We start from the raw sequence: 19730 nt of genomic DNA, 5'->3' as shown, positions 1-19730 counted from the left end.
TGCGAAGCAACGTTAGACCTTAAACCGTTGAACATTAAACTTATTTCCGTGCTATTGCCCGTTTAACGGCGTCTGCGATGTACGATGCTTTGAGGCCGTATTTTTCTAAAAGCTGGTCGGGCGTTCCGCTTTCACCAAAGGTATCTTTGGTGCCAACAAACTCCTGAGGACGGGGCAAATTCTGGGCCAATACGTGCGCGATGCTTTCGCCCAGACCACCCCAGATGTTGTGTTCTTCAACTGAGACCGCACAACCCGTTTTCTTCACCGAATTCAGGATCGCCTCCTGATCTAACGGTTTAATCGTGTGAATGTTGATCAAATCGATTTCGATGCCTTCTGCCGACAGCATTTCGCCCGCCAGAACGGCTTCCCAAACCAGGTTACCCGTAACGAACACCGAACAGGCGTCGCCTTCGTTCATATGCCAGGCTTTGCCAATTACGAATTTCTCATCGGCGGGGGTAAATACGGGCAGTACCGGACGACCAAAACGCAGATAAACCGGACCCACGTGCTCGGCAATGGCGATGGTGGCGGCTTTGGTCTGGTTATAATCGCAGGTGTTGATGACCGTCATGTTGGGCAGCATCTTCATCATGCCCAGATCTTCCAGAATCTGGTGCGTAGCGCCATCTTCGCCCAACGTCAGGCCGGAGTGCGACGCGCAGATTTTCACGTTCTTCTCCGAATACGCTACCGACTGCCGGATCTGGTCATACACGCGACCCGTTGCGAAGTTGGCAAACGTAGTGGCAAACGGAATGTGCCCGCCGATGGTCAAACCGGCTGATACGCCGATCATGTTGGCCTCGGCAATACCGCACTGAATAAACCGGTCTGGAAAATCCTTGATGAAGGCGTCGAGCTTCAGCGATCCGGCTAGATCGGCGGTGAGGGCGACCACATTCGGGTTGGTTTTGCCCAGTTCGTAAATCCCCGCGCCGAAGCCAGACCGGGTGTCTTTCTTATCCGTGTATTCGAATTTTTTCATCTTATTCTCAATTCGCCGAAGCGAGTGTTTGCAATTTATTCAAAAAATACCGCGCCGACGGACAGTTCGGATGCCCCGCCGCACGCTCAATCGTGAAGCCACAACGCTTCATGCTGTTTGCTAGCTTGATTTTGCTTTTCGAAAACCGTTGGCCATATAGACTGATAATCAAGCGATCAGCTTCCAGTTCTTCCTCTGGCTTTTCGATAAACGTGTTTTTTCCGACAAAGGAACTTAGTGCCTGGCTATCTGCTAAATACCAATTCTCAAATTCTTTAACTGCTACGACAATGACTTGATCGTCAAACTGGGGGATACTTTGCTTAGTGAACGTTATGCATGAATCATTATCCATATCCAACAGCGCAATAATTCGTTCAGCACCCAAGTCAATCAGAACTCTTCTGTGGACTGGCAGGAGGTTTTCCTTGTATTGCGTTTTGCTCCCTGTAATGGCAAATCCCACAAACTCGATATTTAGCCTAAAAAGCCATTCTCTAAAATTAGGCGTGCTGAAAATGACGCTTTCCGATTCACCCTCGCAAATGATTCCAAGCTTTACCATGGATTTCCGCCGCCAAGTACATTCGAAAGCCATACCTCATCCGCAGTTAGTCCGTGCCAATTCATGCCTTTGAATTGCTTCACCTGCGTTGATCCATTAATCTTGTTTACTGTCACTAATTCTTCAGGTCTCACACGCGAAGCCATATATGGAGAATGAGTATTAACCCAAATATAGTGGCCTCGTTCTTCACACATTAGACGAAAAAAATCCATCAGTTCACGTGCTACTTTCGGGTGAAGACCATTTTCAGGCTCTTCAATACACAAGAATTGAGGCTCATGGTCTTGCTGGTATACGGCAGTGAGTAGTGAGAGTATGTTATACGTACCATCAGAAATTAAGTCTTTGGTAAAATAACGATCACTCGACTCCTCAAACCAGTGTAACTCATCTCGATCATCAATTTCAACAGCCTTAAATCCCGGTACAAACAGTTCAAGCCATTCAAAAATTTCACGCTTTAAAACTTCGTCAGTTAAAATGCGCTTAAGGACCTTCTCAAGGTTTGATGCTGTTGTATTTAAGGCCTCATCATCCTGAAAATCGATTTTAGGGGCTTTCCTGTCTCCTATAAATAGACGACTGAAAGAATCGTAAAACTGGCTATAGTCATGAAACCAATTTCCACTTTCGTAAAGAAAATCTCTATAACTCGCCCCCTTGTCACTTATCAACGATAAGTAATTGAAGGGTGGACCTGTTTTAGTTAGATTGAATTCGAAGTTGGCAAAATCGGGTGTATTACCGTTAAAGTCAGCACTGAAGCGGAAAATGTCGTTTTTGTTCTTCCTATTAACCACGTTATCTCGCCCACCAAATAATCTCAATCCTGCATGTCTGTCATTCACAGATATGTAGTTTATAAACTCCAGCGCCTCGAAAATATTCGATTTGCCGGAACCGTTGGGGCCGACAAAGACCGTGAACGGATTCGGCTCAATGAGCTCGATCCGTTCAATGGACTTGAAATTTTCGATGACGAGGCGTTTGATCTGCATAAAAAGAGTCATTATGCTTCGCAGTCATTGGTTGTCATTAGGTAGTCACTTATCGTTTAACAACGAGTGTTTACGATAAATGACTACCTAATGACAACCAATGACTGCGAAGCAAATGACATTTCTTTTAATAATCTTCCATGCCTGAATACACAGGCAGTTGGCCGAGGGCGTTGGCCATTTGCTCGGGGTTGAGGGCCGTGCCGTGCCACTTGTAATTACCCGCCATGAAATCGACGCCATAGCCCATCAGGGTGTGCATCAGAATCAGCGTAGGTACGTCCGGGTCAGACTTGGCATCTTTCAGGGTTTTGATAATGTCGCCCATGTCGTTGCCCTGCATCTCGGTCACGTTCCAACCGAAGGCTTTGTATTTCGCGGCCAGATCGCGGTTGTTATTCACCCCTTCGGTGGTACCGTCGATCTGCGCGTGGTTCAGGTCGATGATGGCCGTGAGGTTGCCCAGTTTTTTGTTGGGCGCAAACTGAGCGGCCTCCCAAACCTGACCTTCCTGCTGTTCGCCGTCGCCCATGAGCACATACACATGCTTGTCGTCTTTGTTCAGCTTCTTGGCAAAAGCAGCGCCATTAGCTACCGACAGACCCTGCCCCAGTGAACCCGACGCGATACGAACGCCCGGCAGGTGCTCAGCGGTGGTAGGGTGACCCTGCAACCGGCTGTCCAGCTTGCGGAACGTCGACAGTTCATCGACCGGGAAGTAGCCTGTGCGGGCTAATACCGAGTAGAAAACGGGCGAAATGTGGCCATTCGACAGGAAGAACAGGTCTTCGTCTTTACCATCCATGTCAAAAACCGGTTTGCCGTCGGCGTCCAGTTTCTTACGAAGTACGTCGAAGTAAAGAGCGACAAACAGGTCGGTGCAGCCCAGTGAACCACCGGGGTGGCCTGAATTGACCGCAGATACCATCCGCAGAATATCGCGACGTACCTGCGAGGCGATGTGTTCGAGTTGTTGTATTTCCATAGTCTTAAGGTCATTTGCTTCGCGTCATTACTAGTCATCTATTGTCATTAATTGCAAAGAACAAATGACTCTGAATGACAACAAGTGACTAGTAATGACGCGAAGCAAATGACTATTTCAAAATTTGCGTTGCGTGATTTTTTGTGTCTACTTTTTCAATGATGTCGGTGATCAGGCCGTTCTCGTCGATGAGGAACGTTTTACGGACGGTGCCCATGTAGGTGCGGCCATACATCGACTTTTCCTGCCATACACCGTAGGCCCCTACAACCGATTGATCGGTGTCGGCAACCAGCGAGAAAGGCAGATCGTATTTGGCTATAAACTTAGTATGAGCTTTCTGCGGATCGATACTCACGCCCAATACTTCGTAACCGGCTTTTTTTAGTTCCGCGTAGTTGTCGCGGAGGCTACAGGCCTGAGCCGTGCAACCGGGCGTGTCGTCTTTCGGGTAAAAGTACAGCACTACTTTTCGGCCCCGATAATCAGACAGCGTCAGGGGGTTTCCATGCTGATCGGTTGCGGTAAAATCGGGGGCAGGGTCGCCAACAGAAAGGGCCATAGTCAGGAATTTGGTACAAACATATTCACCTTAGCGTTTCCGTCCGCGTTTTTTTGCGGTCACCTTCTTTACCGGCTTCGGTTTCGCTATCGGTGCCTGAGCGATGGTCGTCGATACTTCGCCAACGTTACCTGACCGGTCACGTACCTGAACGATCACTTCCGAGCCCGGTTCAAACGGCGTGTTGGGGTCGAGTTTGTCCGACCAGATCAGGGCGCGTTTGTAGTCGTACTGCATCAGCGTCCACTCTCCGTTGACAAACACCCGAAACTGGTCGATGCCTGACAGATCGTCGCTGATGCGGGCAACAATGCTTTTGCCCGTGGCACCCAACACCCGAATGGCGGGTGGCGTCATATCGGTCAACAAGCCGAACCGGCCCAGTTCACGCGTTCGGAAATCGATGCGGTTCTTCGTCCATGTACCACCAACGAACCGCTGCCGCCCGCCAGAAAGCAGGTACATTTTCGTGCGCATGGTGTCGATGGAAATCGGTGACATAGGCCTGAAACGGACGTCGATGAAATCGTTCAGCGGAATCGTGTTCTGGTTAATCTCCAAAACATTACCTGCTGAAGTGCGTGTCGACAAATAAAGCGTATCGAATAGTGACTCGGCGTTGAAACGAATACTTACGTTGCCTGCATCGACTACCTGGGTACGTCCCGGCACAACAGCCTGCCGGAAATTGAGCGGCAACCGACCACGACCGATTTGTACGGAGTCGGGCAGCGTCTTGTTCAGGTCGATCAGGTAAACCGCTTTGCTGTCGCGGGTGTAGGCAACGGGCAGTTCGGTTGTTTTTTTGCCGGTAAACAGTAGCGCGTTGGGCGGCGTACCGGTCAGGCCACGCACTGCCAGCTTCAGCACATTATCGTCGGGCGTAATGGTTACGCTGGGTATACCCTGTCCTGCCTGAATGGGATCGGGAAGGGGAGCCAGCGTACTATCTGTGGCAACAACAGGCACTGGCTGGACGGTAACGGGCGCGGCCAGCGATTCGGGCTGAATGATGAAGCGGAGCACGGCCGAATGCTCGTAATTGTCGAACAGGGTAATGGTTACCTCGTGCGGTTTACCGTCGAATAGCGGCAGTTTACCCCGGTAGGCATTGGTGTGGTACAGGGCCAGTTGATTACCATCGGCCACGTAGCCCCGGTGGTAGCGTTGACCGCTCAGTTGCTCGGCCTCATAGTTCATGTGCACGTTGATGAACCGGGTTTGCTCATGCGGAAACATGTTCATACTGTAGGCAAACACCTCGTTACCGTCCAGCCGGATTTCCACGCAGTTCAGCCCGTTCCGGTAGGGCGAGCCGTTGGCTTTGTCGTAGGCCAGCAATTCCAGCCCCAGCAAACCCGACCCTGAAATGGGCTGGCTAATGACGTACGATCCATCGGCGCGTCGGGTTGGGGTGAACGTTTGCCGCTGAAACTCCCCGTTCAGGCGCGAGTTGGGCGTCAGTGTGCGGATGGCGATGCGCTCGAAATAGGGGGGCACATCGTCCGACAATTCGGGAAAGCCGTAGAGGAGTGGGTTCAGGAGGTTATCGCTGGGGTCACGCACCTCAAAATGCAGGTGCGGCCCACCCGATCCGCCCGTATTGCCCGACAACGCGATAATATCTCCTTTCGCCACCGGAAACTCGTTGGGTTGCGGACGCAGGTCGATCTCGAAGGTTTTCTTGATGTACTGATTTTCCCGCAGGTACGTACCCAGCGTATCATTCAGCGTTTTAAGGTGCCCGTACACGGTAGTGAGCCCATTGGGATGTTTCAGGAAAATGACGTTGCCGTAGCCTCCCGTAAACACAGCGATGCGCGATACGTACCCATCGGCAGCGGCCCGTACGGGAACACCTTCGACCCCACCCGTGCGAATATCTAACCCGGCATGGAAATGGTTGCCACGCAGATCGCCCATGCCGCCCGAGAGCGACCCCGCCTGACCCGGATTGATGGGAAACAGCAGATAGCCGGGCTGCACCAGTGAAGGCAACGGCTTGCTCGCTTGCGCAAACAGCAGTGCGGGCAGAAAGAACAGGGGAAGAAAACGAAGGAATTTCAAATCGTCAATCAGTAATAGTATTTACAGGCAAGAACGATTTTAGTCCCGGCGAGCGTCTGAGAATTTTACTTTACCCCAAAATTGAACATCTCGCGTCCTTCCAGCGTACCCACCAGCCGATCGCCGATCTGTACGGGGCCAACGCCTTTGGGCGTGCCGGTGAAGATGATGTCGCCCTTCTGAAGGAGAAAATAGCGTGATACGAACGAGATGAGGTAGTCGATTTTGAACAGCATCAGGCTGGTGTTGCTCTGCTGCTTCGTTTCGCCGTTGACCGTCAGCCCGAAGTTCAGATTCTGCACGTCGGCGAAGTCGGTTTTGGGGACAAACTCGGAGATAGGGGCAGAGCCATTGAAAGCCTTGGCCAGTTCCCAGGGAAGACCTTTAGCTTTAAGCTTGCTCTGTAGATCGCGAGCGGTAAAGTCGATACCCAACCCGATTTCGTCGTAATACTTAGCCGCAAACCGCTCTTCAATGTTTTTTCCAACCCGGTTGATCTTCACCAGCACCTCTACTTCATGGTGCACATCGGTTGAGAAATCGGGGTAGAAGAACGGCGCGTTTCGGTACAAAAGGGCCGTTTCCGGCTTCAGGAAGATGACCGGATCGTCGGGTTGTTCATTGTTTAGCTCCTGAATGTGCTCAACATAATTGCGGCCAACTGCAATAATTTTCATGTAGTAGAATACCCTGCTCAGCGGGTCTATTAAACGAATGTACGACTTGCAAATCTAAGGTGTAAAAGGCCGCTAAGCTAGTTTTGGCAACAAACCCCCGGTCTGGCGAGTATTATCCGGGAACACTATTGATAAATTACCTACATTCCAACATGAAACGAATCTTACTTGGAGCGTTACTGCTCGCGGTCGTGGTTGCCTGCTCGAAGGTGCCGCTGACCAATCGCCGCCAGATTTTGCTGGTGCCCAATGACCAGATGTTACAGTTGAGTTCAACGGAGTATAAACAGTTCCTTGACACGAGCCGGGTCATCAACAGCACGGCCGATGCAGCTATGGTCGACCGGGTGGGCAATCGCCTGCGGCAGGCCGTAGAAACATACATGAATCAGAACGGGTACGGTGCCCGTATTGAAGGGTTTAAATGGGAATACCATTTGGTTCAGGATAAGCAGGTGAACGCCTGGTGCATGCCCGGTGGTAAGATCGTGGTGTACTCTGGAATTCTACCCTACACGCAGAACGAAGCGGGTCTGGCCACTGTATTAGGCCACGAAATTTCGCACGCCATTGCCCAGCATGGCAACGAACGCATGAGCGAAGGCCTGGTGGCCAATGGTCTCTTGCAGGTTGGACAGGTGGCGGCCGGCATCGCCACATCGAACAAAACGCCACAAACGCAGGCACTTTTCCAGCAGGCAATTGGCACCGGTGGCCCTCTGATGTACCAGTATTTCGGCGCCTTGCCCCACAGTCGTAAGCAGGAATCGGAAGCCGATCACCTCGGTCTGATCTTTATGGCTATGGCGGGTTATGATCCAAACGAGGCGATCACGTTCTGGACCCGGATGGCGCAAAATAGCCAGGGAAAAGCACCCGCCGAGTTCTTCTCCGATCACCCATCCGATACTCGCCGGATCGCTGACCTGAAAGCTGAAATACCCGAAGCGCAGAAATACGCTCAGAACCGGGGCCGTTAGTACACGACTATCCAGACAAACGCCTACAAATCGGTTGCAAACTGATTTGTAGGCGTTTGTCTGTTACAGACTACGCTTTTACTATGTAGTACACAAATAGCAACGAGAGGGTAAGCGCCGACAGCCGGGCTGCATTTTTCAGCCACTTGTTTTTATAGGTTATTGACGGAATAGCAGGATCGGATTTAAGAAATAAGGCCACCAGCTTCTGCTTATCAGTTAATAGCAGGAACAGTAGTCCTAGTGTCAGTATCACTGCCTGGATTAAAGCACCGGCGTTGAGGTGGTAAAAAATATCAACCAGGGCAATGTTCAGCATGAGGGTAAACAGGACAAGGCAGCTCAACAGGAAGGTTCTCCGAACCAGCAAAAAGTAAGAGCCTATGATCTGGATCAGTGCGGTGATAAGGCCAAAAGGGTGCGAATAACCAAAAAAATACCAGACCAGGGTTTCGCCCGACTGTAGGTTCATCGGCTCGCCGGCCAGATCAGGCGGAACAATAAATTGTAGTCCAAATACCTTCTTCCAGCCGAAGCTTGCCAGATTAAAGGCAATGCTGTACCGAATGACTGTGAAGAGAATGGCATATATCCGGTCGGCATTATGGGTTGGATGACGCTCCCATCGTTGCCAGATAAACGGAAAAATGACTGCACTACCCAAACTGATACCCACCAGCGAGAAGACAAGCGGAGGAGGAAACCAGGCTAGTGTACCACTATTGCCAAGTACCAATAATAGCGCAGAAAGAGTTAATCCCGCCGTCAGGCAGGTCGAGAATTTTTTGAGGAACATGGTCTTTCAGATAGAAAAATGGCTACTGAATGATGCTGTTTCCTCCTACATTCCACAACATAATGGTATACTATTACAACTCTTTCTGCACCATCGGCCCAATGATTTTCCAGACATTTTCGGCCACGATGCGGTGACCCTCCACGTTGGGGTGAATACCGTCGGCCTGGTTAAGTTTAGGATCGCCACCTACGTTTTCCAGCAAAAAGGGAATCAGAACGGCCTTGTTTTTATCGGCCAGTTCCTTGAAAATTCCCCGAAACTCAGTAGTATACGCTTTGCCCAGATTCGGCGGAATCTGCATGCCGGCAATGACGACCTGTGCCGCCGGGTTTTTCAAACGTACAGTATCAATAATGGCCTGTAAGTTTTCACGCGATGACTTCAATGGAATACCCCGCAGGCCATCGTTGCCACCTAATTCAAGCACGAAAATATCGGCGGCCTGGCGCAACACCCAGCCCACACGGCTACGTCCGCCGGCGGTTGTTTCACCACTCAGGCCAGCGTTTACGACTCGGTAGGGGAGGCCCAGCGAATCGATGCGGGCACCAATCCGGTTCGGAAACGCGTCGGCCGTGTTTTCCAGTCCGTAGCCCGCGGCAAGGCTATTGCCAAAGAAAACAATGACTTTCTTTTTTGTCGACGTGGTTGTTGTGGCCGTTGTGTCGGCACCGGTGGTTTCTGTTTTCGACGTATCGGTTTTTGAGGTGCAGCTCAGGCAGATAGCGAGGCCCAGCAGGGGCGCAAAACGGGCAATCAAATGCATAATGGTGATGACGTTGGTCGTTGCTTTATCAAACCCTGAAAGTCTGATTAACGTTTAGATGGGCATACTGCAACGTGGGTAGTGGACGCACGACCAACTCAGGCGGAAACCTGAACGCAACTTAATCCGGTAGTTTTTGCCGATAATCCGTCGATTGCGACCGATCCGCCTAATTCTTTCCCGCACCGTGACGAAAATGAATCCGCTATGGTTATGGGTAGGTACGTGACAACCAGTGCAACGTACCTGATACAACCTGATTTATGAGTTTACGCGTCGAAAACCTGACGAAGACCTACCAGAGCGCAGGTCAGACACTTACCGTGCTTCACGACATTTCGTTTGACCTACAACCCGGCGATAGCTTCGCCATTGTTGGTCCCAGTGGCAGTGGCAAAACCACACTACTCGGCCTTTGTGCCGGCCTCGACCGGGCCTCATCGGGTAGTGTATGGCTCAACGGCGTTCAACTCGACACCCTGAATGAAGACCAGCGGGCGGCGGTGCGCAACCAGCACGTCGGCTTTATTTTCCAGAATTTTCAACTGCTGCCCACACTAACGGCCCTCGAAAACGTGATGGTGCCGCTCGAACTGCGCGGCACACGCGGAGCCGAACGCATTGCCCGTGACCTGCTCGATCGGGTGGGCCTGGCCGACCGTAGTCACCACTATCCGTTGCAACTGTCGGGTGGGGAGCAGCAGCGCGTGTCGCTGGCGCGGGCTTTCTCGAACCGGCCGGCCGTTCTGTTTGCCGACGAACCTACCGGCAACCTGGATGAAGACACCAGCGCCACAGTCGAAAACCTGCTGTTCGATCTAAACCGCGAAGCGGGCACTACCCTCGTCATTGTCACCCACGATCTGGAACTGGCCGCCAAAACACAGCGCATGATTCGCATCCGGGGCGGACATGTGGTAGAGGATACGGTCCAGTCACGAACCATTTAGTGGTTTGTGGTCTATGGGTTGGCATAGCAGCGCAGCACCAAACAGTAGACCACAAACCACAAACTTACTTTCCTATGAACTTCATTTTAAATACCGCCTGGCGTGATAGTCGGCGGAGTCGGCAGCGGTTGTTGCTGTTTATGTCGGCCATCGTGTTGGGCATCGCCGCGCTGGTGGCTATCAACTCGTTTGGCGATAACCTGGCCCGCAGTATCGACGAGCAGGCGCAGGAGCTATTGGGTGCCGACCTTACTGTAACGGCCTCGGCGGTCCCGTCGCAGAAAGTGAAAAATCTGCTGCAGGGTATTGGTAATGAGCGTAGTAGCGAAACGGCATTTGCGTCGATGGTGCTCTTCCCGCGCACGGGCGGCGTTCGGCTGGCGCAGGTAAAAGCGCTCGAAGGGCGATTCCCCTATTACGGCATCTGGGAGGTGCAACCCGCTTCGGCCATTGCCCAATTCAGGACGAATAAAGAACGCGTGGCGCTTGTCGATGATGCGTTGCTGGTGCAGTTTGGGGCCAATGTGGGTGATTCGGTGCGCGTAGGCGAAGTGTCGTTTCTGGTAGCAGGCCGCGTGCTGAAAACACCTGGTGCCACGGCAGCTACAGCGGCGGTTGCCCCTACCGTTTTCGTGCCGGCAACGTACCTGAACCAGACGGGTCTTGTGCAGAAAGGCAGCCGTGTCAATTACAAATACTACTACCAGTTTGCCAAGACGACTAACGTACCTGCGCTGGTGAAACGCCTCGAACCTACGCTCGACAAAGCGGGACTAAGCTCCGATACCGTCGAAAACCGGAAACGCCAAACCGGGCGTGCCTTCGCCGACCTGACCAAATTCCTGAACCTGGTCTCGTTTGTGGCCCTATTGCTGGGTTGCGTTGGCGTGGCGAGCGCGGTGCAACTCTATGTAAAAGAAAAGATTACCTCGGTTGCTGTGTTGCGCACACTCGGCGCAAGCGGCTGGCAGGCATTCCTGATTTTTCTGGTGCAAACGGCCTTTATGGGCCTGGGCGGTGCCGTACTGGGTGCTGCGCTGGGGTCGCTGCTTCAATGGCTGATGCCGGTTGTGTTCGGCTCGTTTTTGCCCGTCGAAGTCAGCGTGGCCATCTCGTGGCCGGCCATTGGGCAGGGCATAATAACCGGCCTGTTGATCGCACTTCTGTTTGCCGCGCTTCCGTTGCTGCTCATCCGTAAAGTGTCGCCGCTACGCACATTACGGGCCTCCCTGGAAGCCGACGTGTCGGGTCGCGATCCGTTGCGGTGGGTCGTTTTCGGGCTGATCGCGCTGTTCGTTTTTGGCTTCGCCTATTGGCAAACCCGCGACTGGAAACTGGCCGGTGGTTTCACTGCTGGCATGGCCGTGAGCTTTCTGGTACTGACCGGCATGGGATTGCTGCTCATGGCTATAGTTCGCCGATTCTTTCCGCGTTCGTGGAGTTTCGTGTGGCGGCAGAGCCTGGCCAACCTGTACCGGCCGCAGAATCAGACGCTTATCCTGCTGGTATCCATTGGTTTAGGTGCATTTCTCATCACGACGCTCTACCTGACCCAAACGCTCTTGCTGGGCCGGGTGCAGTTCTCGGCCAGTGGGCAGCAACCCAATATGGTGCTGTTCGATATTCAGCGCGAACAAACGGCGGGCGTGCGCGATCTGGTGAAACAGTCGGGCCTGCCGGTGATGCAACAGGTGCCCATTGTAACCATGCGGCTCGAAACGATCAACGGGCGCGGTATGGCGGCAATTCGAAAAGATACCTCGCTCCATATTCCCGAATGGGCGCTCAATCGCGAGTACCGCGTCACCTACCGGGACACGTTGATTTCGTCGGAAAAGCTCAGTTCAGGCAAAGCGCAGGGGGCGCATGACGGTGTTCCGGCCGTAACATTCGAGGACGATTTCATGAAACGCCTGCACCTGAAACTGGGCGATAAACTGACGTTCAATGTGCAGGGAGCCCTGATCGAAACTACCGTTGGTGGTACCCGGACTGTCGACTGGAACCGGGTTCAGACCAACTTTCTGGTCGTTTTTCCGAACGGTGTGCTGGAACAGGCGCCGCAGTTCAGTGTGCTGATGACCCGCGTGCCCAACACTGAGAAATCAGCTACGTTTCAACGGGCACTGGTCACCAGATTCCCCAACGTGTCGGCTATCGACCTTGGCCTGATCCTGAAAACGCTGGACGATATTCTGAGCAAAATATCGTTTGTAATCCGGTTCATGGCTTTGTTCAGTATCCTGACTGGCTTGCTGGTTCTGAGTAGTTCGGTGATTATCAGCAAATACCAGCGTATGCAGGAAAGCGTCTTGCTCCGTACGCTGGGTGCCAGTCGCCGCCAAATCCTGCGCATCACGCTGGTCGAATATGGTCTACTGGGGTTACTGGCCTCGCTGTCGGGCATTATTTTGTCGGTACTGGGTACGTGGGTGCTGGCCAGGTACGTGTTCGAGATGCCTTACGCACCCAGTGTATGGCCGCTGCTGGCAGTAGTCGGCACGGTTACCGGCCTTACCATGCTCATCGGCCTGCTCAATAGCCGCGACGTAGTGAACCGCCCCCCGCTCGAAGTTTTGCGAAGCGACTAATCCCATATGGTTGCTCTGTATGGACCGCCATCGTGCCCGCCCGCCTCGTGTCAGCAATGGACGTGCTGTTTATCGATTGGGCGGTTGCGTAAGTTGAAAGAAGTCAACAGCCGACAAAGTGAATAGCTATGATGTGTATATTGCTGTCGTATCCGTAGAAACGCCACATCCTGCGTTTTTATCGTAGACCAATCACACATCTGTCATGCCTTCCTACTCGTTTACCAACAAACGCACAAACCTGTATATTTTTCTGAGCGCGGTCTTTCTGGTCAACGCCATCATTGCCGAAATCATTGGCGTAAAAATATTTTCGGGTGAAACCACGCTGGGGCTAAAACCTGCCCAGATTCATTTGTTTGGCGATTTTATTCTCGATTTTAACCTCACCGCCGGGGCGGTTATCTGGCCGTTCGTCTTCATCACCTCCGATATTATCAACGAGTATTTCGGCAAAGCGGGCGTTCGGCGCATCTCCTTCCTGACGGCGGGCTTCGTGGCCTACAGTTTCCTGATCATCTACGCCGTAACCACGCTGCCACCGGCCCAGTTCTGGCTCGATGTTAATGCGAAGGATGGCGCGGGTAATCCGATCAATATCAACAATGCGTTTCAGATGATTTTCCGGCAGGGGCTGGGCATCATCATCGGCTCGCTCACCGCCTTTTTGATCGGCCAGATTCTCGACGCATCCGTTTTTCAGTACCTGCGGGGTATTACGGGCAACCGCAAAATCTGGCTGCGGGCCACGGGCTCAACGCTGGTGTCTCAACTCATTGATTCGTTTGTCGTGCTGGGAATTGCATTTTACGTGTTCGGCAACTGGTCTATTGGGCAGGTGATCGCCGTGGGCATTATCAACTACCTCTACAAAGCCACTACCGCCGTACTGCTTACGCCATTACTCTATCTGGCTCATAATCTGATTGATAAATACCTGGGCAAGGAGCATGCCGAAGAGCTCGCCAACGAATCGTCGATGAGTTCGTTCATGTAGGTACGTTACCAAAAAACCGGAGCCGCCGCCTCGAATTTAACAACTCCGTAACGTACCTGAAGCTCAGTTTACGTAGGTTTGGCCCCGATCTCAGCGGTCAGCCCATTCCTACCATGAACCTATACCAACTCGTCGTTTTCGATATGGCCGGTACTACTGTAACCGACCGGCATGAAGTAGAACAGTGCTTTGCGGAAGCTGCTGCCCAAACGGGCCTGTCGGTCGGTGCCGAGCGCATTCTGGCCATGCAGGGCCTGGCTAAACGCCATGTATTTGAAACGCTCTGGGGCGAAATTCTGGGCGTTGATCATCCCCAACTAAAAGCCCACGTCGATACGTCATACCAGCGATTTACGGAAGTGCTGGAAGCGCATTACCTCACGCATGAGGTTACGCCCACGGCAGGCTGCCTGGATACGTTTGCCTTCCTCCGCGAGCAGGAGATACCTGTTGCGCTCACCACCGGTTTCTACCGAAAAGTGACAGATATTATCCTGAAGAAACTGGGCTGGCTGGATGGGCTCGACGCCAGGTACGTTGGCACGAAACAGTCGATCATCCAGGCGTCTATTGCCTCAGATGAAGTGCCACATGGCCGCCCCGAACCGCTGATGATTCAGAAAGCGATGCACCTGCTGGGAGTCACCAAACCCGAAGCAGTAGTCAACGTCGGTGATACGCCTTCCGACCTCCTGAGTGGCCGGGCGGCGGGTGTTGGCCTGAACCTTGGTGTAACCAACGGCACCCACTCCCGCGAGCAACTTATCACCTACCCACACGACCGCCTCATTGGCTCGCTGGCCGAGTTGCGGGATGTGATGTAGTTGTAGCACGGACTTCAGTCCGTTTTTTTAACCCGTTGCGCTGGCTTTAAAAACGGACTGAAGTCCGTGTTACTTATGGCTTTCTACGATCTCATCATCATTGGTTCCGGCGCGCTGGGTACGTTCCATGCGTATCATGCCGCGCGGGCGGGGAAAAGCGTGTTGCTGCTCGAAAAGGACAATCGCCCCCAAAGCGCTACCGTCCGCAATTTCGGACAGGTAGTGCCGTCGGGCCTGTCGGGGCGGTGGTTCGAGTACGGCCGTCGCAGTCTGGAACTGTACCGCGAGATCCAGGCGGAGCATGACATTACGGTGCGGCAGAACGGGTCGATCTACGTTGCTTCGGATGAGGACGAATGGATGCTCGCCAACGAACTGTTCGACCGGCGACAGGCGGAGCACTATTCATGTGAATTGCTGTCGAAAGCGCAGGTGCTGGCCCGTTACCCGATGCTGCAACCTGATTACGTGCGCGGGGCGCTGTTCTTTCCCGACGAAATCAGTGTGGAGCCCGACCGAATGATTCACCAGTTGGTTGGGTACGTTCAAAAGAAATACGGCGTAACGTACCTGGCCAATGCCGCTGTGGTCGACTGCCAATCGAATTACAACGGCGCGATCATTACGCTGGCCGATAAAACGCGGTTTCAGGCGCAGCAGGTACTGATCTGTAGCGGTAGCGAATTTCGGATGCTTTACCCGGAAATTTTTGCCGAAAGTGGCCTGATTGTCAGCAAGCTGCAAATGCTTCAGACCGCGCCAATGCCTCAGCTATCGATGCCGGGCAACATCCTGACGGGCCTGACCATCCGCCGCTACGAAGCGTTTACGGAATGCCCGTCCTTTGCCGGGATCCAAACGCCCGACCAACTGGCTGAGCTGAAGAGATGGGGCATTCACGTCCTGTTCAAACAAGCCACCGACGGGTCGATCATCATCGGTGATTCGCACGAATACGCCCCCGCCACGCAGGTCGATGAGCTGGGTTTCGATACGCATGACGACATCGACAACCTGATTCTGGCCGAAGCCCGCCGCATTGTCACGTTTCCCGTTGACCAGATCAGCCGCCGTTGGGCCGGTTTCTACGCCCAGACGCCACACGAGATTTTTGAGCATTCCGTCAACGACTACATCCATATCATCACCGGCATTGGCGGCAAAGGCATGACCTCCAGCGCAGGGTATGGCGAGGAGTCGGTGAAGCGGTTTGTTGTGTAGCGGTTGCTGTTGTTCAAATTTGCATTTGTCGTGTATCGCTTTTGCGAAGTAGGTTGCTTTCGCGTGGCCCTTCGACAGGCTCAGGGTGACAGGAAACTCAAGGTTATTAGCCTGGACATCTAGATGTTTCCTGTCACCCTGAGCCTGTCGAAGGGCCACGCGAAAGCAACACGCATTAGCAACTTTACACACTCATCGCTACACTTCTCTCTTTCCCCATTCGCCAGAAGGCGCGGTATGAAATGGCTATGAGCAGGGAGTAGGCGATGGCGAGCGCGTAGGCTCCGTAGATGAAGAAATCGAGGTAGCTGACGTTGCTTTGCCCGAAATTCTTGTAGAGCAACACGCCCACGCTGCCCAGATAGCCGTAAAAATCAGCGAGGGTAACGATGAAGCCAACCGTGCTAACGTACCTGAACGACGCCACAAACCGCTCGAAAAACAGGCCGTTGCAGGGAACATATGCTCCATACAGGCCCAGACCCATCAGCGTGTACCACACGCCCGGCGACAGCATACCCTGTTGAAATAGCCACGTACTTAGGCCGATCATCGCTACGGAACCAATCATTACCACGTTGATGAGCTGCAAGGCCCGTGTATTGTCGCGAACGAGTTGAATGCTGCCCATCAGCGCCAGAATGCCCAGGGCAACAATGGTTTCGGTCTGCGCAAATACGCCCGGATCGGTGATGCCCAGCGACTTGATGATCTCTGGTCCGAAATTATCGCGAAAGTCGCGGAAGGCCGTCAGGAGCACGTAGGAAGCAATAAATGGAACCAGCCCGGTGGCAAAGGTTCGGAAAAACGCCTTGCGTTCGTCGGCGTCCATCGGTTGCCGGGTGGTACGAAGGGCACGGTCTTCGGCAGTAGGCGGGGGCAGTAGCGACAGCGCATACAGCGACGCCAGCATGGGGAGCACAAACAACAAACCAGTAACGAAGGGAAGCCAATATTCGGTTACGCCCCAGTCGCGGCGGATGGTAAGGGCAACTGTTTTTACGAAGCCCGACGCGAAAATAAACGAAGCCGTCAGCCCGGCCACGAGTGCGTCGGTCTGGCGGCGACCTTCCAGAAAACCAATCAGCGTGCCGTAGACCATACCCAGTGGCAGGCCGTTCAGAAAAAGAAAGACGATGTTCCAGGGGGCAGGCACCAGCGCAAAGCCAAGCAGGGCAAGTAGGGCAAAGGCCACGAAGCCGAGAATGCTCATGACCCGCCGCGCCGGGGCCATTTCCGACACCACTTTCACGCCAATTCGTTTCGACATGGCATAGCCGAACACCTGCGCAATCACCAGCCAGCTTTTATAACTGACGCCCGCGTAAACCATGCCATCGAAGGAAACCGCCGTGATACCCTTTCGGAAGGCATACATGCAGGTATACGTGCAAAAAGCGGCGACCGAACCGAACAAAACAAGAGCCAGCGGATGCCGAAGAAAGGCGGGTGATTTCATGGAAGCAAGATATAGAATGTACGCCGCTTCCGTTTCGGTCTCTCTATTTTGTACAGATTTCTTAATGTAAAAGCTGACGCCCAGCCCTTCGACCAGGCGTCAGCTTTGTATACACTATAAAATACGCTTGAACGCTTCGTCTTGAATAAACGGCTGACTGCGGACGCGTTTGCCACTTGCCTTGAAAATGGCGTTGGCTACGGCGGCTCCGGCGGGCGGAAGAGACGGTTCGCCGAGGCCGGTTGGTTCAATGCCGTTATCAACGAAATGGACCTCTACGTCGGGAATCTCGTTGAGGCGAATCATACGGTAGTTGTTGTAGTTGCTCTGTTCCGGCACGCCGTCCTTAAACGTCATATTGCCGAACATGGCGTGGCCAATGCCATCGACGATACAGCCCGTTACCTGCTGCCGTGAGCCGCTTTCGTTGATGACAATGCCGCAGTCGGCCACAGCGTAGACTTTCTGAAGTACCGGTTTGTCTTTCACCATCGCCACTTCGCCCACCTGCGCCACGTAGGACCGGTGCGAGAAATAAACGCTGAATCCCTGCGCTACCGGGCGACCGTCGGCTCCTTTCTTCGTACCCCAGCCCGACTTTTCAACCGCCATGTTGATCACGGCTTTCATTCGGTCGATGTCGTATTTGATGGCTCCAACTGGTTTCGCTTTGGCTTTATCGAGCAGGTCGAGTCGGAACTTTACCGGATCTTTACCCGCCGCCTGCGCCACTTCGTCGATAAACGACTGTTCGGCAAAGGCCAGGAAGTTGGTCGTCGGGGCACGCCAGGGGCCTGTGGTAATCGCTGACTTATGGTTGACGCTCTCGATCAGGAGGTTATCCACGGCTCCGGACGGGAAGTTATCCTCCCGTGTTGCGTTGCCCTCGTTAATGCCGACCCCGCGTAGTTTGTAGCCGATCATATTGCCCTGGGCATCCAGTGCTGCCTGGAACCGGTAACGCACCGACGGTCGGTAGCTTCCGCCGGTCATGTCGTCTTCGCGGGTCCAGATCAGTTTCACCGGCGCATTCACCCGTTTCGATACCTGAACAGCTTCGACTGCGTAGTCGGCTTTAAGCCGACGACCAAATCCGCCACCCATTCGCGTGAGCTGTACGGTTACTTTGTCGGGCGAAATACCCAGCAATTTGGCCGTTTCGTTGCGGGCCAGATCGGGCGTTTGGGTCGGGCCAACCAGTTCCACACCGTCGGGCCGCACGTGGGCGAAGAAGTTCATCGGCTCCATCGGGCTGTGGGGGAGGAACGGGCACTGGTATTCGGCCGTAACCACCTTCGCCGCACTTTTAAACGCTGCGTCAACATCGCCATCTTTCCGACGAACGGTGGCGGTCGGGGCGTTCAGCAACTCGGTGAAGATGCGGTTATGGTCGGAGGTACTTTCGGTAGCGTCGGTTTTTGTCCATTCGATCTTCAGCGCATCCTTCGCTTTCCGAACTTGCCAAGTCGATTTGCCAACCACCGCCACGTTGTTATCGAACGTCAGCACATCAACGATACCCGGCATGGCTTTGATGGCCGCCTCATTGAACGACTTCAGTGTGTAGCCAAAAGCGGGGCGCTGAAGCATGGCGAACAGCATGCCTTCGCGGTAGAAATCAAGTCCAAAAAGGGGTTTTCCGGTGATAATACCCGGGTTATCGACGTTTTTGATCGACTGTCCAATGAGCTTGAAGTCTTTCTGGTCTTTCAGTTTCACATCGCCTGGAACGGGTAGCTGAGCCGCTTCCGTAGCCAGTTCGCCATAGCTGAGCTTGCGGTTGCTGGCGGTGTGCATGACAAAACCAGATGCCGTTGTACACTCGGTGGCAGGTACGTTCCAGCGTTTGGCGGCGGCATCCACCAGCATCATTCGGGCTGTTGCCCCTGCCTTGCGAAGGCGCGTCCACGAGTGGGGAATCGAGCCGCTGCCACCGGCCACCTGCCGTTCAAATTTCTTGTTGTCAAGCGGCGCCTGCTCCACAACAACGTTCTTCCAGTCGACGTCGAGTTCTTCGGCCACCACAATCGGAAACGCCGTTTTGATGCCCTGCCCCACTTCGGGGTTTGGCGACATAATGGTGATGATTCCCTGCGGATTGATGGACAGGTAACTATTGAAACCAACCCCCGGCACCGCGCCAGGTACGTTGCCTGCCAGCGATAGATCAGTAACCGCACTGTCTACCGCGGCCTCGGCGTCTGTCCAGTTAAAGCCCAGAAACAGGCCACCCCCGGCAGCCGCGGCTACTTTCAGGAAATTCCGGCGGCTTGCGTTCGATAATGTCTGCAT

Annotated in this window: 16 protein-coding genes and 1 pseudogene; 6 read left to right on the top strand and 11 right to left on the bottom strand. The window is 53.5% G+C overall.

Annotated elements, in window-relative coordinates; genetic code table 11:
* Positions 1-40 precede the first annotated feature (40 nt).
* From ACFE8Q_RS24015 to ACFE8Q_RS23985, 7 genes and pseudogenes are all read right to left on the bottom strand, one after another.
* Positions 41-994 carry a transketolase family protein gene (locus ACFE8Q_RS24015; RefSeq protein WP_375447981.1) on the bottom strand — a complete coding sequence of 318 codons (954 nt, stop codon included), beginning with the start codon at positions 992-994 and terminating at the stop codon, positions 41-43.
* Positions 995-1001: 7 nt separating this feature from the next.
* A complete protein-coding gene (locus tag ACFE8Q_RS24010; RefSeq protein ID WP_375447980.1) occupies positions 1002-1559 on the bottom strand; it encodes a hypothetical protein in 558 nt (185 codons plus the stop codon).
* Positions 1553-2560, bottom strand: a complete 1008-nt coding sequence (locus ACFE8Q_RS24005; RefSeq protein WP_375447979.1) for an AAA family ATPase — start codon at positions 2558-2560, stop codon at positions 1553-1555. The genes ACFE8Q_RS24010 and ACFE8Q_RS24005 overlap by 7 nt, the downstream gene beginning before the upstream one ends.
* Before the next feature lie 127 nt (positions 2561-2687).
* Positions 2688-3554 (bottom strand): annotated as a pseudogene (locus tag ACFE8Q_RS24000) (transketolase); the annotation flags it as partial.
* 103 nt (positions 3555-3657) lie between these two features.
* The gene (bcp, locus tag ACFE8Q_RS23995) at positions 3658-4107 is read right to left on the bottom strand and encodes a thioredoxin-dependent thiol peroxidase (RefSeq protein WP_375447978.1); all 450 of its coding nucleotides are present in this window, start codon (positions 4105-4107) and stop codon (positions 3658-3660) included.
* 30 nt (positions 4108-4137) lie between these two features.
* The gene (locus ACFE8Q_RS23990) at positions 4138-6174 is read right to left on the bottom strand and encodes a M23 family metallopeptidase (protein WP_375447977.1); all 2037 of its coding nucleotides are present in this window, start codon (positions 6172-6174) and stop codon (positions 4138-4140) included.
* A 65-nt stretch (positions 6175-6239) separates the two neighbouring features.
* A complete protein-coding gene (locus ACFE8Q_RS23985; RefSeq protein WP_375447976.1) occupies positions 6240-6851 on the bottom strand; it encodes a fumarylacetoacetate hydrolase family protein in 612 nt (203 codons plus the stop codon).
* A 152-nt stretch (positions 6852-7003) separates the two neighbouring features.
* On the opposite strand from ACFE8Q_RS23985, the gene ACFE8Q_RS23980 reads away from it, so the two are divergent.
* Positions 7004-7831 carry a M48 family metallopeptidase gene (locus ACFE8Q_RS23980; protein WP_375447975.1) on the top strand — a complete coding sequence of 276 codons (828 nt, stop codon included), beginning with the start codon at positions 7004-7006 and terminating at the stop codon, positions 7829-7831.
* 70 nt (positions 7832-7901) lie between these two features.
* On the opposite strand, the gene ACFE8Q_RS23975 is transcribed toward ACFE8Q_RS23980, so the two are convergent.
* Together ACFE8Q_RS23975 and ACFE8Q_RS23970 are read right to left on the bottom strand one after the other, a co-directional pair.
* Positions 7902-8627 (bottom strand): hypothetical protein, encoded by a 726-nt coding sequence (locus tag ACFE8Q_RS23975; RefSeq protein WP_375447974.1) that lies wholly within the window; start codon positions 8625-8627, stop codon positions 7902-7904.
* Positions 8628-8700: 73 nt separating this feature from the next.
* Positions 8701-9396, bottom strand: a complete 696-nt coding sequence (locus tag ACFE8Q_RS23970) for an arylesterase (protein ID WP_375447973.1) — start codon at positions 9394-9396, stop codon at positions 8701-8703.
* 263 nt (positions 9397-9659) lie between these two features.
* Between ACFE8Q_RS23970 and ACFE8Q_RS23965 the strand changes: the two genes are divergently transcribed.
* The 5 genes from ACFE8Q_RS23965 to ACFE8Q_RS23945 all read left to right on the top strand — a co-directional run bounded on the left by ACFE8Q_RS23965 (position 9660) and on the right by ACFE8Q_RS23945 (position 15979).
* Positions 9660-10346 carry an ABC transporter ATP-binding protein gene (locus ACFE8Q_RS23965; protein WP_375447972.1) on the top strand — a complete coding sequence of 229 codons (687 nt, stop codon included), beginning with the start codon at positions 9660-9662 and terminating at the stop codon, positions 10344-10346.
* A gap of 74 nt (positions 10347-10420) precedes the next feature.
* Positions 10421-12937 (top strand): ABC transporter permease, encoded by a 2517-nt coding sequence (locus tag ACFE8Q_RS23960; RefSeq protein ID WP_375447971.1) that lies wholly within the window; start codon positions 10421-10423, stop codon positions 12935-12937.
* A gap of 205 nt (positions 12938-13142) precedes the next feature.
* Positions 13143-13934 carry a queuosine precursor transporter gene (locus tag ACFE8Q_RS23955; protein WP_375447970.1) on the top strand — a complete coding sequence of 264 codons (792 nt, stop codon included), beginning with the start codon at positions 13143-13145 and terminating at the stop codon, positions 13932-13934.
* A gap of 113 nt (positions 13935-14047) precedes the next feature.
* Positions 14048-14758 (top strand): HAD family hydrolase, encoded by a 711-nt coding sequence (locus ACFE8Q_RS23950; RefSeq protein ID WP_375447969.1) that lies wholly within the window; start codon positions 14048-14050, stop codon positions 14756-14758.
* A 75-nt stretch (positions 14759-14833) separates the two neighbouring features.
* On the top strand, positions 14834-15979 hold the full coding sequence (locus tag ACFE8Q_RS23945) for a TIGR03364 family FAD-dependent oxidoreductase (protein WP_375447968.1): 1146 nt from the start codon (positions 14834-14836) through the stop codon (positions 15977-15979).
* Positions 15980-16163: 184 nt separating this feature from the next.
* Here ACFE8Q_RS23945 and ACFE8Q_RS23940 read toward each other — a convergent pair whose 3' ends face one another.
* Positions 16164-17438, bottom strand: a complete 1275-nt coding sequence (locus ACFE8Q_RS23940) for a DUF5690 family protein (RefSeq protein WP_375447967.1) — start codon at positions 17436-17438, stop codon at positions 16164-16166.
* Between the two features lie 114 nt (positions 17439-17552).
* Positions 17553-19730, bottom strand: a complete 2178-nt coding sequence (locus ACFE8Q_RS23935; protein WP_375447966.1) for a molybdopterin cofactor-binding domain-containing protein — start codon at positions 19728-19730, stop codon at positions 17553-17555.

The organism is uncultured Fibrella sp., from assembly GCF_964250085.1.
Classification (GTDB): Bacteria; Bacteroidota; Bacteroidia; order Cytophagales; family Spirosomataceae; genus Fibrella.
The sequence above is the reverse complement of the archived record's forward strand: the minus strand, read 5'-3'. Positions and strand labels throughout refer to the sequence as shown.

Excerpts from the sequence above, each read along its gene's own strand:
- ACFE8Q_RS24010 (WP_375447980.1), bottom strand. The coding sequence starts at position 1,559 with ATGGTAAAGCTTGGAATCATTTGCGAGGGTGAATCGGAAAGCGTCATT.
- ACFE8Q_RS23970 (WP_375447973.1), bottom strand. The coding sequence starts at position 9,396 with ATGCATTTGATTGCCCGTTTTGCGCCCCTGCTGGGCCTCGCTATCTGC.
- ACFE8Q_RS23965 (WP_375447972.1), top strand. The coding sequence starts at position 9,660 with ATGAGTTTACGCGTCGAAAACCTGACGAAGACCTACCAGAGCGCAGGT.
- ACFE8Q_RS23985 (WP_375447976.1), bottom strand. The coding sequence starts at position 6,851 with ATGAAAATTATTGCAGTTGGCCGCAATTATGTTGAGCACATTCAGGAG.
- ACFE8Q_RS23940 (WP_375447967.1), bottom strand. The coding sequence starts at position 17,438 with ATGAAATCACCCGCCTTTCTTCGGCATCCGCTGGCTCTTGTTTTGTTC.
- ACFE8Q_RS23975 (WP_375447974.1), bottom strand. The coding sequence starts at position 8,627 with ATGTTCCTCAAAAAATTCTCGACCTGCCTGACGGCGGGATTAACTCTT.
- ACFE8Q_RS23960 (WP_375447971.1), top strand. The coding sequence starts at position 10,421 with ATGAACTTCATTTTAAATACCGCCTGGCGTGATAGTCGGCGGAGTCGG.
- ACFE8Q_RS23950 (WP_375447969.1), top strand. The coding sequence starts at position 14,048 with ATGAACCTATACCAACTCGTCGTTTTCGATATGGCCGGTACTACTGTA.
- ACFE8Q_RS23980 (WP_375447975.1), top strand. The coding sequence starts at position 7,004 with ATGAAACGAATCTTACTTGGAGCGTTACTGCTCGCGGTCGTGGTTGCC.
- bcp (WP_375447978.1), bottom strand. The coding sequence starts at position 4,107 with ATGGCCCTTTCTGTTGGCGACCCTGCCCCCGATTTTACCGCAACCGAT.
- ACFE8Q_RS23955 (WP_375447970.1), top strand. The coding sequence starts at position 13,143 with ATGCCTTCCTACTCGTTTACCAACAAACGCACAAACCTGTATATTTTT.
- ACFE8Q_RS23935 (WP_375447966.1), bottom strand. The coding sequence starts at position 19,730 with ATGCAGACATTATCGAACGCAAGCCGCCGGAATTTCCTGAAAGTAGCC.
- ACFE8Q_RS24015 (WP_375447981.1), bottom strand. The coding sequence starts at position 994 with ATGAAAAAATTCGAATACACGGATAAGAAAGACACCCGGTCTGGCTTC.
- ACFE8Q_RS24005 (WP_375447979.1), bottom strand. The coding sequence starts at position 2,560 with ATGCAGATCAAACGCCTCGTCATCGAAAATTTCAAGTCCATTGAACGG.
- ACFE8Q_RS23945 (WP_375447968.1), top strand. The coding sequence starts at position 14,834 with ATGGCTTTCTACGATCTCATCATCATTGGTTCCGGCGCGCTGGGTACG.